Source organism: Kribbella sp. NBC_00662, from assembly GCF_041430295.1.
In the GTDB taxonomy this organism is placed as follows: domain Bacteria; phylum Actinomycetota; class Actinomycetes; order Propionibacteriales; family Kribbellaceae; genus Kribbella.
Map to the genome: position 1 here is coordinate 1,178,767 of NZ_CP109029.1, position 13,682 is coordinate 1,192,448.

15 protein-coding genes are annotated in these 13,682 nt (G+C 68.9%); 5 read left to right on the top strand and 10 right to left on the bottom strand.

Annotation, left to right across the window (positions count from 1 at the left end; translation table 11 throughout):
• Positions 1-7 precede the first annotated feature (7 nt).
• Genes OHA10_RS05990 through OHA10_RS06000 form a run of 3 tightly spaced genes read right to left on the bottom strand, consistent with a single transcriptional unit; the run spans position 8 to position 2,133 of the window.
• Entirely contained in the window at positions 8-412 is a 405-nt protein-coding gene (locus OHA10_RS05990) for a RidA family protein (protein WP_371405166.1), read from the bottom strand.
• 15 nt (positions 413-427) lie between these two features.
• Positions 428-1,162, bottom strand: coding sequence for an IclR family transcriptional regulator (locus tag OHA10_RS05995; protein WP_371405167.1), 735 nt, complete (start codon positions 1,160-1,162; stop codon positions 428-430).
• The gene (locus OHA10_RS06000; protein WP_371405168.1) at positions 1,159-2,133 is read right to left on the bottom strand and encodes a sugar kinase; all 975 of its coding nucleotides are present in this window, start codon (positions 2,131-2,133) and stop codon (positions 1,159-1,161) included. Before OHA10_RS06000 ends, OHA10_RS05995 begins: the two co-directional genes overlap by 4 nt.
• A gap of 129 nt (positions 2,134-2,262) precedes the next feature.
• Between OHA10_RS06000 and OHA10_RS06005 the strand changes: the two genes are divergently transcribed.
• From OHA10_RS06005 to OHA10_RS06015, 3 genes are read left to right on the top strand one after another with little or no spacing between them, the layout of a single operon-like run.
• Positions 2,263-3,567: an amino acid deaminase gene (locus tag OHA10_RS06005; protein WP_371405169.1), complete on the top strand. Its 1,305-nt coding sequence runs from the start codon at positions 2,263-2,265 to the stop codon at positions 3,565-3,567.
• A 1-nt stretch (position 3,568) separates the two neighbouring features.
• Complete coding sequence (locus OHA10_RS06010) at positions 3,569-5,158, top strand: amidohydrolase family protein (protein WP_371405170.1); 1,590 nt, start codon at positions 3,569-3,571, stop codon at positions 5,156-5,158.
• A 12-nt stretch (positions 5,159-5,170) separates the two neighbouring features.
• Positions 5,171-5,803: a bifunctional 4-hydroxy-2-oxoglutarate aldolase/2-dehydro-3-deoxy-phosphogluconate aldolase gene (locus OHA10_RS06015; protein ID WP_371405171.1), complete on the top strand. Its 633-nt coding sequence runs from the start codon at positions 5,171-5,173 to the stop codon at positions 5,801-5,803.
• On the opposite strand, the gene OHA10_RS06020 is transcribed toward OHA10_RS06015, so the two are convergent.
• From OHA10_RS06020 to OHA10_RS06030, 3 genes are read right to left on the bottom strand one after another with little or no spacing between them, the layout of a single operon-like run.
• Positions 5,804-6,496, bottom strand: a complete 693-nt coding sequence (locus OHA10_RS06020) for a DUF4097 family beta strand repeat-containing protein (protein ID WP_371405172.1) — start codon at positions 6,494-6,496, stop codon at positions 5,804-5,806.
• Positions 6,496-7,140, bottom strand: coding sequence for a response regulator (locus tag OHA10_RS06025; protein ID WP_371407903.1), 645 nt, complete (start codon positions 7,138-7,140; stop codon positions 6,496-6,498). Before OHA10_RS06025 ends, OHA10_RS06020 begins: the two co-directional genes overlap by 1 nt.
• 1 nt (position 7,141) lies before the next feature.
• Positions 7,142-8,419, bottom strand: a complete 1,278-nt coding sequence (locus tag OHA10_RS06030; RefSeq protein WP_371405173.1) for a sensor histidine kinase — start codon at positions 8,417-8,419, stop codon at positions 7,142-7,144.
• Between the two features lie 166 nt (positions 8,420-8,585).
• Between OHA10_RS06030 and OHA10_RS06035 the strand changes: the two genes are divergently transcribed.
• Positions 8,586-9,095: a hypothetical protein gene (locus OHA10_RS06035; protein ID WP_371405174.1), complete on the top strand. Its 510-nt coding sequence runs from the start codon at positions 8,586-8,588 to the stop codon at positions 9,093-9,095.
• On the opposite strand, the gene OHA10_RS06040 is transcribed toward OHA10_RS06035, so the two are convergent.
• Positions 9,082-10,203 (bottom strand): hypothetical protein, encoded by a 1,122-nt coding sequence (locus OHA10_RS06040; protein ID WP_371405175.1) that lies wholly within the window; start codon positions 10,201-10,203, stop codon positions 9,082-9,084. The two genes, OHA10_RS06035 and OHA10_RS06040, sit on opposite strands and share 14 nt — an antisense overlap.
• Positions 10,204-10,429: 226 nt before the next feature.
• Here OHA10_RS06040 and OHA10_RS06045 point away from each other — a divergent pair, with 226 nt between their 5' ends.
• Positions 10,430-11,473, top strand: a complete 1,044-nt coding sequence (locus OHA10_RS06045; protein ID WP_371405176.1) for an alpha-hydroxy acid oxidase — start codon at positions 10,430-10,432, stop codon at positions 11,471-11,473.
• 52 nt (positions 11,474-11,525) lie between these two features.
• Here OHA10_RS06045 and rplA read toward each other — a convergent pair whose 3' ends face one another.
• The 3 genes from rplA to nusG all read right to left on the bottom strand — a co-directional run bounded on the left by rplA (position 11,526) and on the right by nusG (position 13,660).
• Entirely contained in the window at positions 11,526-12,248 is a 723-nt protein-coding gene (gene rplA, locus OHA10_RS06050; RefSeq protein WP_371405177.1) for a 50S ribosomal protein L1, read from the bottom strand.
• Positions 12,249-12,325: 77 nt separating this feature from the next.
• On the bottom strand, positions 12,326-12,757 hold the full coding sequence (gene rplK, locus OHA10_RS06055; protein WP_371405178.1) for a 50S ribosomal protein L11: 432 nt from the start codon (positions 12,755-12,757) through the stop codon (positions 12,326-12,328).
• 12 nt (positions 12,758-12,769) lie between these two features.
• Positions 12,770-13,660 carry a transcription termination/antitermination protein NusG gene (gene nusG / locus OHA10_RS06060; protein WP_371407904.1) on the bottom strand — a complete coding sequence of 297 codons (891 nt, stop codon included), beginning with the start codon at positions 13,658-13,660 and terminating at the stop codon, positions 12,770-12,772.
• Between the last annotated feature and the right edge of the window lie 22 nt (positions 13,661-13,682).

Genomic DNA, 13,682 nt, shown 5'->3' on the forward strand with positions numbered 1-13,682 from the left:
GGGTGGATCAGCTGAGAACGGCCAGCGCGTCGATCTCGACGAGCATGTCCGGCAGCGGCAGACCGGTGAAGACGGTGGTGCGGGACGGGAGCACACCGCTCGGGGTGCGGGTCGACACGAACTCGGCGTACGCCTCGTTCATCGCGGCGAAGTTGTCGCGCTCGGTGAGGTAGACGCGCAGCATCACCACGTCGTCGAAACTCGCCCCGCCGGCCTTCAGGATCGCTTCGATGTTCTGCAGGACGCGGGTGGTCTGGGCCTTGACGTCACCGTGGAACACGAAGTCGCCGCTGGCCGGGTCGACCGACCCCTGGCCGGACACCTGCAGGATGTTGCCCTTGCGGACGCCCTGGGAGAACACGGGCATCGGCGGCGGCGCGTCGGTGGTGGAGACGACGGTCTTGTCGGACATCGGGTCTGACACCTCTCAGTTGTAGTCGGCACTGATCGCGTTGGCGGTGGCGAGCAGCTCGGGTAGCAGTTCGAGCACCTGCTCATAGTTCAGCAGTACGTCGGGAACCGACACTGACACGGCCCCCACAACGCGGCCCGTACCGTCCTTCAGCGGCGCACCGATGCAGTTGATGAACGCTTCGTGCTCAGCCTTGTCCTGCGCCCAGCCACGCTCCATGACCGCGTCCAGTTCGTCTCGCAGCCGGTCCGGATCAGTGATCGTGTTCGGCGTGTACACGTGGTAGTCCAGCGACTCGATCAACGCCTCCCGCCGGCGCTTGGGCTGTGCGGCGAGCAGGACCTTCCCGACAGCAGTGCAATGCAGCGCAGCCGGCACGCCGATCTGCGAGTACATGCGGACCGATCGGACGCTGTCGAGCTTGTCGACGTAGATGACCTCGCCGTTCTCCCACGCGGCCAGGTGGACGGTCTGGCCGGTCTTCTGGTTCAGCGCACGCAGATGCGGCGCAGCGACCTCGCGTACGACGTGTTGCTCGCGTGCCACGTCCGCGAGGGCGAACAGTCGCGACCCCAGCCGGTAGCGGTGCGCGGCGTCCCGCCGTACGAACCGGTCGGCTTCCATGGTGCGCAGCAGTCGCAGGACCGTCGTCTTGTGAACACCTAGCTCAGTGGCGAGCTGATCCAGCGACCGCTCGCCCTCACCGAGACTGGTGAGGATCTGCAGGGCCCGACCTAGGCTCTGACTCATGCCGGGCCGATCTTCGTAGCAGCCCACTCCTCGTCGGTGCAGTTCAGCAGCCGCTCCCGCACCTCTGGCGCCGGCGGCGGCGCGTGGTCCTCCGGCGCCGTCAGCACAGCCGCCGCCGTCAGATGCCCCAACCGCAACCGCTGCACCATCGGCAGCTCCTGCAACGTGCCCGCCAAGAACCCAGCAGCAAACGCGTCTCCCGCTCCGACTGTCTCGACCACGTCAACAGTCAGCGCTGGGACCTCAGTGCGACGGTCCGGCTCGAGCACCATCGCAGTGTGCGCATCATCCTTCAGGACCAAGGTGCGCGCCCCGAGTCGCTCGTAAAGCTCATCCGGATCACCAGTCCCCGCGAAGACCTCGGCCTCGTCCGCACCGATCAGCACGATGTCGGCCGCCTTCAGCAACCGCCACAGCGGCGCCGGGTCCTTGTCCCGCCACAGCATCGGCCGCCAGTTCAGGTCCACACTCAACTGGAACGAGCGCGGCTGCGTGGCCAGCCTCTCCAGCATCTGCGCACTGCTCTCGGAGATCGCCGCTGTGATGCCGGTCGTGTGCACGATGCGTGCTTGAGCGAGTCGACCAAGCACCTCGGGGCGGTCCAGGAAGGAAGGGGCCATAGCGGCGGCAGCCGAGCCGGTCCGGTAGTAGTGCATCCGCGACCGGCCGTCCTCCGACTCCTTCACATACAGCGCGGTCGGCCGGACCGGATCGACCTCCACACCCCCGACGTCGACGCCCCGCTGCTGCAGGTCCCGCAGTACATGCTGACCGAACCCGTCGTCACCCAGCCGCGAGATCCACGTCGTCGGCACACCGAGCGCGGCGAGTCCGCCGGCCACGTTGCACTCCGCGCCGCCGACCGACCGCCGGAACACCTCGACATCCGCGAGCGGCCCCGGCCCACCGGCCAGCATGATCATCGCCTCACCGATGCAGACGGCAGCCGTCTCAGGGAGCGGTTCGGGCATCGGCACTCCTCGGCGGCGGGGTGATGGGATGGGGTGCGTTGACGCAACTTTGGCCGCGATGCTACAACCGACGAGTCAGAATACGCAATGAACGTTGCGTATTCTGCAACTTCGACCCCAGGGGATCAGATGCCTGCTTACGATGCCGCCGCCGTCGCCGCTCTCGCTGACCAGCAGGTGAGCTGGCGGGACAAGGCCCTGCCGCCCGGCTTCTGGGGCCGGACCGTGGCCGAGATCGTCGCCGACCGGCCACCGCTCTCCCAGCTGCCCACCCCGCTGATGACGCTGTCCGCGCCCGGCCTGCGGCACAACGTCGACACCCTCGACACCTGGTGCAAGCGTCACGGCGTCGAGCTCGCGCCGCACGGCAAGACCACAATGGCGCCCGCGCTCTGGGCGATGCAGCTGGACTCCGGCGCCTCGGCGATCACCCTCGCCAACGGCTTCCAGCTCGGCGTCGCCCGCGCGTTCGGCGTACAGCGGGTGCTGATCGCGAACGCGGTGATCTCGCCGCTGCAGCTGCGCTGGATCGCGGACGAGCTCGCGGCCGATCCGTCGTTCGAGGTGACGGTGTGGGCGGACTCGGTCCGCACCGTCGAGATCATGGAGGCGGCGCGGTCGGCGTACGTCGGCCCGGATGCGCGCCCGCTCGACGTGATGGTCGAGGTCGGCGGCATCGGCGGCCGGACCGGTGCTCGCGACGCCGAGACCGCCCTCGCCGTCGGGCACGCGATCGCCGAGGCGTCGACGCTGCGCCTCGTCGGCGTGGCCGGGTACGAAGGCGCGATCGGCCATGGCGTCGACGAGGCCAACCTCGAGGAGGTCCGCGCGTACCTGCGCGACCTGGCCGAGGTCCACCACCGGCTCAAGGGCGTGTACGACGCCGACGTCGTGCCGCTCGTCAGCGCGGGCGGGAGTCAGTACTTCGAGCAGGTCGCGAAGATCCTCGCCTCCGAGGCGGGCGACGGCGCCCGGGTCGTCCTGCGGTCCGGCGCGTACATCACCCACGACGACGGGCTGTACCGCCGGGTGTCCCCGCTCGGCGAGCACCCGCGGACGGACGGCGAGCAGCTCGTCCCGGCGATGCACGGCTGGATGCGGATCACCTCCCAGCCCGAGCCCGGCCTGGCGATCTTCGACGGCGGCCGTCGCGACTTCCCGTTCGACCAGGACTGGCCCGAGCCGCAGCTGATCCGGCCGCGGTCCGAGGGATCGCCGATCCTGCCGGCCACCGGGATGACGGTCACCAACCTGAACGACCAGCACGGCTTCCTGCACTTCGGCGACGAGCAGTCGGTGGTGATCGGCGACGAACTCCGCGTCGGCCTCTCCCATCCTTGTACGGCGTTCGACAAGTGGGGCCTGATCCCGGTCATCGACGACCCGGACGCGGCCGACCCCGTCATCGTCGACCTGGTCCGGACGTTCTTCTGAGATGACCGACCTACTCGTCACGGGGGCCCTGGTCATCGACGGGTCCGGGTCCCCCGGGTATCGCGCCGACGTCGCGGTCGATGCCGGACGGATCGTGACCATCGGCCACGACCTGCCGGCCGCGGACCGGACGATCGACGCCGACGGACTGGTGCTGTCGCCCGGCTTCATCGACATGCACTCGCACTCCGATCTGCAGATCCTGGTCAACCCCGACCACACCGCGAAGGTCAGCCAGGGCGTCACGCTGGAGGTGCTCGGCCAGGACGGGCTCTCGTTCGCCCCGATCGACGATCCGACGCGGGCCGTCGTACGCCGTCAGATCGCCGGCTGGAACGGTGAACCGGACGACTTCGACTTCAGCTGGTCGACCGTCGCTGGGTACCTCGACCGCCTCGACGACGGCATCGCCTGCAACGCGGCGTACCTGGTCCCGCAGGGCACGCTGCGGATGATGGTCGTTGGCACGTCCAACCGTCCGGCGACCTCGGCCGAGCTCGACGAGATGAAGCGGCTCCTCGCCGACGGATTACGCCAGGGCGCGGTCGGCATGAGCAGCGGGCTGACCTACACGCCAGGCATGTTCGCCGACACTGATGAATTGGTTGCGCTGTGCGAGGTCGTCGCGCAGTACGGCGGGTACTACGCCCCGCATCAACGCTCGTACGGCAAGGGTGCCCTCGAGGCGTACGGCGAGATGGTCGACGTGGCACGTCGGGCCGGCTGCGCGCTGCACCTCACGCATGCGGTGATGAACTTCGGGCCCAACGCCGGCCGTGGGGTCGAGCTCGTCGCGATGATCGACGAGGCGCTCGCGAGCGGCGTCGATCTCACCACCGACACGTATCCATACTTGCCTGGGGCAACTACCCTGGCCGCGATCCTACCGAGCTGGACGGCCGAGGGCGGGCCGGACGCGTTGCTGTCCCGGCTCCGCGATCCGGACGCACGCTCGCGGATCACCTACGAGCTCGAGCAGGTCGGCTCGGACGGCTGCCACGGCTGCGTCGTCGAGTGGGACACGATCGAGATCGGCGGCGTACGCAACCCCTTGTTGTCCGACGCCGTCGGGAGCACGATCGCCGAGCTTTCGGAGCGTTCAGGCACGCCCGCTGCGGACATCTTCTTCGACATCCTGATCGGCGACGACCTCGCCACGTCGATCCTGCAGCACGTCGGCCACGAGGAGAACGTTCGCGCGATCATGCAGCACCGCTCGCACACCGGTGGCTCCGACGGGATCCTGGTCGGCGGCAAACCCCACCCGCGCTCGTGGGGCACCTTCCCCCGATACCTGGCGCAGTACGTCCGCGAGCTCGGCGTACTCGAGCTCGCCGACTGCATCCACCACCTCACCGGCCGCCCCGCCCGCCGCCTCCGCCTGCCCGACCGGGGCCTCGTCCGTGAGGGGTACGCCGCCGACCTGGTCCTGTTCGACCCGGACAGGATCCGCGACGCGGCTACGTTCCCCGAGCCGCGCCGGCAGGCCGAGGGCATCCCGTACGTCTTCGTTAACGGCACCGCCGTCATCGACGACTCGCACCGAACCACCGCCCGCCCCGGCCACGCCCTTCGCCGTACCCCGAGCTGAGAGGAACCTGTCGTGAACACCTTGGAGCTGCTTCGAGCCGACCGGGTGCTGACCGTCGTCCGCGCACCGGAGATCTCCGACGCCCGCGACCTCTGCGCCGCACTGGTTGCCGGCGGCATCCATGTCGTCGAGCTCACGTACACCACCCCCGACCTGCCACGGCACCTGGAACGCGCCGCGTCCACCGCCGCCGAGACCGGAGCCGTCGTCGGCGCCGGCACCGTACAGACGGCCGACCAGGCGACTCAGGCGATCAACGCCGGTGCCCAGTTCCTCGTCACGCCCGGCCAGGGCCTCGAGGCGGCCGGTATCGCCGACGCGGCGCGCGCCGCGGGGATCCCCGTCGTACTCGGCGCCTTCACGCCGTCCGAGGTGATGACCGCGCTGGCACTCGGCTCGACCGCGGTGAAGATCTTCCCCGCCCACCACCTGGGCCCGAAGTACTTCAAGGATCTCAACGGCCCGTTCCCCGGCGTACCGCTGATCCCGTCCGGCGGCGTCAACGCCACCAACGCACACGACTTCCTCGCCGCCGGCGCCCTCGCCGTCAGCGCGGGCACCGATGTCGTGTCCCCCGCCGACGTAGCCGCCGCCAACTGGTCTTCGATCACCACCAAGGCGAAGGCCTTCTGCGCAGCCCTCTAGTTAGTGGACGGTGATGCTGCCGTAGCTGGTCCGGAGGTAGAGGCGGTTCGACGAGCTGGGGTCGTTGGGGATGTTGACCTCGGTCGAGCCCTGAGCCGCCAGCGCGTCGATCGCGTACGTCGTCGTATCCGGCACCTGCACCGTCACCGAACCGTCGCTGGCGGTGGCGTTGACCTGGTCCGGAGCGCTGTCGAAGAGCATGTCGACCGAGCCGTGCACGGCGTCGACGGAGACCCGTGGACTCCGCAGCCGGGTCAGCGTGATCGAACCGTCGTTGGCTTCCAGGTTCAGGGGTGAAGCGACCCCGACCGCATTCATGGACGTCCCGTCGGTCTTGGCCTGTACGGCGGACGTGCCGGGCACCTCGACCGTCACCTCGACGTCGCAGTGCACATCGGGACAACCGGTCTCCACGTCGAGCACGCCGCCGAGCGTCGACACCTTCACGCTGGGCTGCGCGACGGCGTACGAACCGTCGACCGCTACATGCACCTGTCCGTCGGCGCTCGCTAACAGCTGCAGCGACACGTCGGACACCACCTTCACGCCCTGCGGCCCGGGCGCGTACGAGGCCGAGTAGCTGTACGGCAACTTCCCGCGGATCAGCGACACCGTCACAGCGGCGCCGGTGACGACCAGCACCAGCACCGGGACCAGTCCGATGATCAGCATCTTCCGCTGCGCGCTCGTCATCAGGTTTCCAGGAACTTGAGGACCGCGAGCACGCGGCGATGCTCGCCGTCGGTCGGCGTGAGGTTGAGCTTCAGGAAGATGTTGCTGATGTGCTTCTCCACGGCGCCCTCACCCACGACCAGGGCCTGCGCGATCCCGCCGTTCGACTTGCCCTCGGCCATCGCGCGGAGAACGTCCTGTTCCCGCGGGCTCAGCACCGCCAGCGGATCGACCCGCCGCGAACGCACCAGTAGCTGCGAGATCACCTCCGGATCCAGCGCGGCGCCACCGCCCGCGACCCGCCGCAGCCCGTCGATGAACTGATCCACATCGGCGACCCGGTCCTTCAGCAGGTACCCGACACCGCCCGGGTTGCCACCGATCAGTTCACTCGCGTACCGCTCCTCGACGTACTGCGAGAGCACCAGCACGCCGACGTCCGCGTACTGCTCGCGAATCACCAGCGCCGCGCGCAGTCCTTCGTCGGTGAAGGTCGGCGGCATCCGTACGTCGACCACGCACACGTCGGGCCGATGCGCCTCGACCGCCTTCAGCAGCGCGTCGCCGTCACCGACCGCCGCGACGACCGTGCAGTCCTGCTCCTCCAGCAGTCGCACGATGCCTTCCCGCAGCAGCACCGAGTCCTCGGCAATCACCACCCGCAGCTCAGCCACAGGGGACCTCCGCGATCAGCGTGGTCCCGCCACCGGGCGGGCTGTCCACCATGAGTCGTCCGTCCACACCGGCCACCCGATCGGCCAGGCCGCGCAATCCGCTGCCGCCGGCCGGATCGGCGCCACCTTGTCCGTCGTCACGCACCTCGACCCGCAGTACGTCGCCGACCCGTGTCACCTGCACCTCCGCTTGTGCTGCCTCTGCATGTTTGGCCACGTTGGTCAGCGCCTCCGTCACCACGAAGTACGCGATCGACTCGATCGTCAGCGACGGCCTGGGCTGTACGTCGACACGCAGCCGGACCGGGACCGGCGAGCGGGCCGCGACCGCGGACAGCGCCGCGTCCAGACCGCGATCGGTCAGGACCGGCGGGTGCAGTCCCCTGGTCAGGTCGCGGATCTCGGCGATCGCCTGCATCGCCTCCGAGTGCGCCTCCTCGATCAGCGTGCGCACTGTCGGCTCCCTGTCCCCGAGGCGGTTCTTCGCCCGTCCGAGGGTCATCGCCAGCGAGACGAGCCGCTGCTGGGCGCCGTCGTGCAGGTCGCGCTCCATCCGCCGCCGCTCGGCCTCGGCCGAGTCGACCACCTGCTGCCGGCTCGTCACCAGCTGCGTGACGCGCTCGGACAGGGCACCGGTCTCGGACCGGCCGAGCAGAACGCGCGCGAGCTCGCCGTCCAGGGTCGATGCCGCTCGGATCAGCAACGGCGATGCCACCAGGAGGAACAACGCCGCGACGATCGCCACGACAGTGGCGGTCTTGACCGAGTCGATCACGAACGGCCCGAGCTGCGCCTGGGACGCAGCGAACTTGTCGTAGTAGGCCGGCAGCGCGATCAGCACCGGCGGCACCGACCAGACGAGCAGGATCAGCAGGACCCAGACGATTGCCAGCGGCAACAGCAGCGCGTAGTACAGGAACTGCCGCCACATCCCCTGGTCGGTCACCGCGAGCCTCGCGTCCGCGATCCGCGACCCGGCCGTCGGCGGCGGGATCAACGCCGGGATCACCTGCCCGCGGGTGATCCGTGCCCGGGCCCGCTCCCAGCCGGCCACCACGTACACGAACCGGTTCGCACCGACGGTCAACGGGATTCCGACGTACGCGAGCGGCAGGGCCAGCAACGCGACGCAGACCGTGAGCAGCACCAGCAGGCCGGAGGTGAGCACGACCACCGCGTCACCGAGCAGGTGGATCGTTGCCAACCACAAGTACGGCGAACGCCACAGCCGCCACGGAGCCCGGGGAACCGGGTTCGCAGCAACCGTCACCCGGACCACCTCCCCATGTCAGCGCCTGCTTGCCGTCACAACTTACGTCGTTCGGGCGGGCAGCCGGCATGAGGACATCCCACGGATCCGGCCGGGGGTTATCCCCACCCCGGTTCGTGGGCTGACCGGACTGTGCGCGACGGCCGCCGCCGGGATGCTCGAAGACATGACGACGACACTCGACAACAGACCTTCCGAGTCTCTGGACGGCAAGCTCGGCGACGCGATCGACGACCGCGTCGCGGACGCTCTCGAGGACTACATCGCCGAGGGCCGGCTGGACGGCCGGATCCGCCCGCGCCGGTCCCCTCAAGGTCTGGCCGCGCTGGTCGCCGCCGGCGTCGCGGCCGTGCTGCTTCCGTGGTGCCTGATCCTCGCGGCCACGCTGCCGAGCACCTACCAGGCCGGCCATTGGAAGCTCACCTGGATCGGGCTCGACTGCGGCACAGCGATCGCCGCGGGCCTCACGGCGTACCTGCTGCACAACCGCAACAGGTACGCCGCTCTGACCGCGATGGCCGCCGGGACGCTGCTGACGGCCGACGCCTGGTTCGACGTGAGTACCGCGTCGGCAGGCTTCGACCGCACCCTCTCGCTGACCGAGGCCCTGCTGCTGGAGCTGCCTCTGGCCGTCTGCGCGTTCGTGGTCGCGGCCCGCGAACTCAAGAGGCGATGAGCTCCATCACCGGGCCTTCGTGCAGGGCCCGGTACACCTTGTCCCGCAGGGAATTGGCCTCCGCATCGGTGAGCGTGCGGTCGACCGGCCTGAGGACCAGCCTGACCAGCAGATTCCGCTGACCCGGCGTCAACTGGAGGCGTTCGCGCGCAGCCGTCGGCAAGTCGTCGTACGACGTCTCGCCCAGCACCTCCAGTGACTCCGCGGCATCGGCATCCGGGCCGAGCGCGGCACGGACCTTGTCGCCGAGGACCTCCGCCGACACGTCGGCTTCCGCTCCGACTACGACCGAGAGGTCGCGTCGTACCGGCGGCATGGACGAGACCGGCTTGTACGGCGAGAGATCCAGCATCTGGCTCGCCACCCGCGGCTCGGTCGACCTGAGCAGGCGGATGTCCCGGATGCCCTTGCGGAGCATCAGGAGCCGGTCGAGGCCGGGTCCCATCGCGAGGCCGGTCCAGCTTTCGTCCAGGCCGGCCATGCGCAGGACATGCGGCGCCGCGACTCCGCACTCGCCGATCTCGATCCACTGATCGTCCAGCAGCACGTCGATCTGACGGCCATGGATCGTGTACGGGTGCACGGCCGGCACAGTGCGGTAGGTCTGGCCCGGGAGGATCGTGTCGACCAGGCGGGCGATCATCTCCTCCAGCTCCGGCTCCCCCAGCGTGACGTTGCGGCTGATCCGCCACAGATCGAGCTGGTGCGGGGTGCCGGTGTGCTGCCAGTCGACCGAGTCGCGGCGGTAACAGATGCCCGCGCAGATCATCAGCACATCGCATGCGTCGGACTTCGCCAGCTCACGTAGCGCGGGCGGGATCATCGCGGACGTGTGACTTCGCAGTACTTCGGTGTCCGAGACGTAGCGGGTGTAGCGAGCCTCGCGGGTGACCGCGTCGGTCGCGTAGCCGAGGTTGTCGTAGTTGTCGGCCAGCGATACGACGGGATGGTCGCGGCGGGTCCAGATCTCGGTGTACGGCCAGGCGGCGCCGAGCGACGTACGGATCGAGTCGACGATCAACTGGACGGCGTGTGGTCCCTGGGCGGGATCGGTGAGGTCGCGGAGTGCCAGGGCAGCGTGCAGTTCTTCAACAGTGAGGACAGACATGAGTTTCTCTCCAGGATGACGGTCTCGACGGGGGTCCACCCCGGTCGGCCGCGGTCACCTCAGGAGAGAGCGCAGCAGCAGCTCACCCCGTCGGCACCGTCGTGCCGGCCGGGGCGCAGAAATCGCTGCCCGTACTGCGTCATGCCGTCAACTGTACCGCCCGCACCCCAGCCCTGCCCGCGAAATTCGTCTCACCCCGACCGGCACGAGTGCGACGATGGGCCGCATGCGATGGATCGACACCCTGGAAGCTGCCGCCGCCGAGAAGCTGCCGGAGGCTGTGCACCGGTACTTCCGGCAAGGCTCCGCGGGCGGTGTCAGCGTCGGCGAGGCGACCGCGGCGTGGTCGGCGTACCGCTTCCGTCCGCATGTGCTGAACGACGTCTCCGCGATCGACCTCAGGACGACGGTGCTCGGCGTACCCGTCGACGCACCGATCCTGGTCTCGCCGTCGACGATGCACCGGATGGCCGACCCGGACGGCGAGCTTGCGATGGCGCGCGGTGTCGGCGCCGCGAAGTCACTGCTCGGGATCTCCAGCAACGCGGGTACAACGTTCGCCGAGCTCGGTGCGACCGGGGTGCCGTGGTGGTTGCAGATCTACATCCTGCGGAACCGCGAGATCACCCGCCGGATGCTCGACGCCGCGGTCGAAGCCGGTGCGCGAGCCGTCGTACTCACCGTCGACACACCCGTGGTCGGTCGCAAGGAGGACGACGGCGACACGGTCTGGGACCTCGCGCAACCCGGGCAGTTCCTGGCCAACCTGCCCGACGGCGACTGGACCGACGACGACCTCGACAAGGCCGACGACCTGAACCCGGACGTGATCGGCTGGCTCGCCGAGCGCACCGGTCTGCCGGTGGTGGTGAAGGGCGTACTCCGCGGCGACGACGCGAAACGCTGCGCCGACGCGGGCGCCGCCGGAATCATCGTCTCGAACCACGGCGGCCGCCAACTCGACGCCTCGATCCCGACCGCCCGCGCCCTGCCCGAGGTCGCCGAAGCCCTGGCAGGAACCGGAGTCGAGCTGTACGTCGACGGCGGCATCCGTCGCGGCGAACACATCCTCGCCGCCTTGGCTCTGGGCGCCCGAGCGGCCTTCGTCGGCCGACCCGCGCTCTGGGCCCTGACGGTCGACTCCTCGGCCGGCGTGACCCGCCTGATCACCGAACTCGGCGAAGAACTCGACCACACCCTGCGCCTGATAGGCCAACCGACGCCCGCCTCATTGACCCCAGACCTTGTCACGCGTCTGCCCTGGAGCTGACAAACAGAAAGCCCCCGGGAGAACCCGGGGGCTTCTGGTGAAGAGGTGAGGCTCAGGCCTCGGCCGACTCCTCGGTCAGGTTGCGGGACAGGTTGGGGTCAACCTGGACGCCCGGTCCCATCGTGGTCGAGAAGACCGTCTTCTTGATGTAGCGACCCTTCGAGCTGGCCGGCTTGAGCCGGAGGATCTCGTCGAGCGCGGCACCGTAGTTCTCCACCAGCTGGGCCTCGTCGAACGACGCCTTGCCGATGATGAAGTGCAGGTTCGCGTGCCGGTCGACCCGGAACTCGATCTTGCCGCCCTTGATGTCGTTCACGGCCTTCACCACGTCGGGGGTGACCGTGCCGGTCTTCGGGTTCGGCATCAGACCACGCGGGCCGAGGACCCGGCCGAGGCGGCCGACCTTGCCCATCAGGTCAGGGGTCGCGACGACGGCGTCGAAGTCGAGCCAGCCGTCGGTCACCTTCTTGATCATGTCGTCGTCGCCGACGAAGTCGGCGCCGGCGGCCTTCGCCTGCTCGGCCTTCTCACCGGTGGCGAAGACGAGGACCCGTGCCGTCTTGCCAGTACCGTGCGGAAGGTTGACGGTGCCGCGCACCATCTGGTCGGCCTTGCGAGGGTCGACCCCGAGACGCATCGCGACGTCCACGGTCGAGTTGAACTTCTTGCTGCCGGCGGCCTCCTTGGCCAGCCGGATCGCCTCGAGCGGCGTGTACAGGTGATCGAAGTCGATCTTCTCCGCGGCGGCGCGGTAAGCCTTGCTGCGCTGTGCCATAACTGTTCCTCTCTGGGGTGTGGTCTCCGGGCGGCGCTTCGCCCTGCCACTACTGCGTACTGAAAAGTTGGTGCCGGTCAGCCGTCGATGGTGACGCCCATGGAGCGCGCCGTACCCTCGATGATCTTCATGGCAGCGTCGATGTCGCGGGCGTTGAGGTCCGGCATCTTGGTGGTCGCGATCTCGCGGACCTGGTCCTTGGTGATCTTGCCGACCTTGTCGCGCTGCGGAACGGCGGAGCCCTTCTGCAGCCCGGCGGCCTTCTTGATCATCTCCGGCGCCGGCGGCGTCTTGGTGATGAAGGTGAAGGTCCGGTCTTCGTAGATCGTGATCTCGACCGGTACGACGTTTCCGCGCATGGACTCCGTCTGGGCGTTGTACGCCTTGCAGAACTCCATGATGTTGACGCCGTGCGGACCGAGCGCGGTACCGACCGGCGGCGCCGGCGTCGCAGCACCGGCCTGGAGCTGCACCTTGACGAGTGCAGCGATCTTCTTCTTCGGAGGCATTCTGTCGGGTCCTTAGACTTTCTGGATCTGGTTGAAGCTGAGTTCCACCGGGGTCTCCCGGCCGAAGATCTCCACCAGGGCCTTGATCCGCTGGGCCTCGGCATTGATCTCCGTGACTGTGGCGTGCAGGGTCGCGAACGGCCCGTCGACCACCATGACCGAGTCACCGACACCGAAGTCGGCAACCTCGACCTTCTTCTTCGCCGCGGTCTTGGCGGGTGCGGCGCCGGCTTCGGCTGCCGCCGCCTCGGCCGCCGCCACGACGGCCGGAGCGAGCATCTTCTCAACCTCTTCGAGGCTGAGCGGGACCGGCTTCTGGCTGTTCCCGACGAAGCCGGTCACCGACGGCGTGTGCCGCACGGTCGACCAGGACTCGTCGGTCAGGTCCATCCGGACCAGCACGTAGCCGGGGAGGACGGTGCGCTTGACCATCCGGCGCTGACCGTTCTTGATCTCGGCGACCTCTTCGGTCGGCACGATGATCTCGAAGATGTAGTCCTCCATGTTCAGGGAGTTGATCCGGTTCTCCAGGTTGCCCTTGACCCGGTTCTCCATCCCTGAGTACGTGTGGACGACGTACCAGTCGCCGATCTGCGAACGCAGCCGGCTGCGCAGCTCCTCGAGCGGGTCGCCCGGCTCCTCCGGCTCCGCCTCTTCGGCGGCGTCCTCGGTCTCGTCGTCCTCCGCAGCAGCGGCGGCGACCGCCAGCGCGTCCGCGTCGGCGTCGTCGTCGGCCTCGTCGTCACCGCTGGAGAAGACCACCTCGTCCGGAGCAGCGGGCTGCTCGACAGTGGTCTCCGGGGCGGTCTCGGCAGTCTCCTCGGCCAGCTCCTCGGCGGCGTCCTCGACGTCTTCCTCGGTCACCACCTCGGCGTCCTCGGCCTCGTCGGCGGCAGCGACCACGACGACCGGCTCGTCGTCGGAG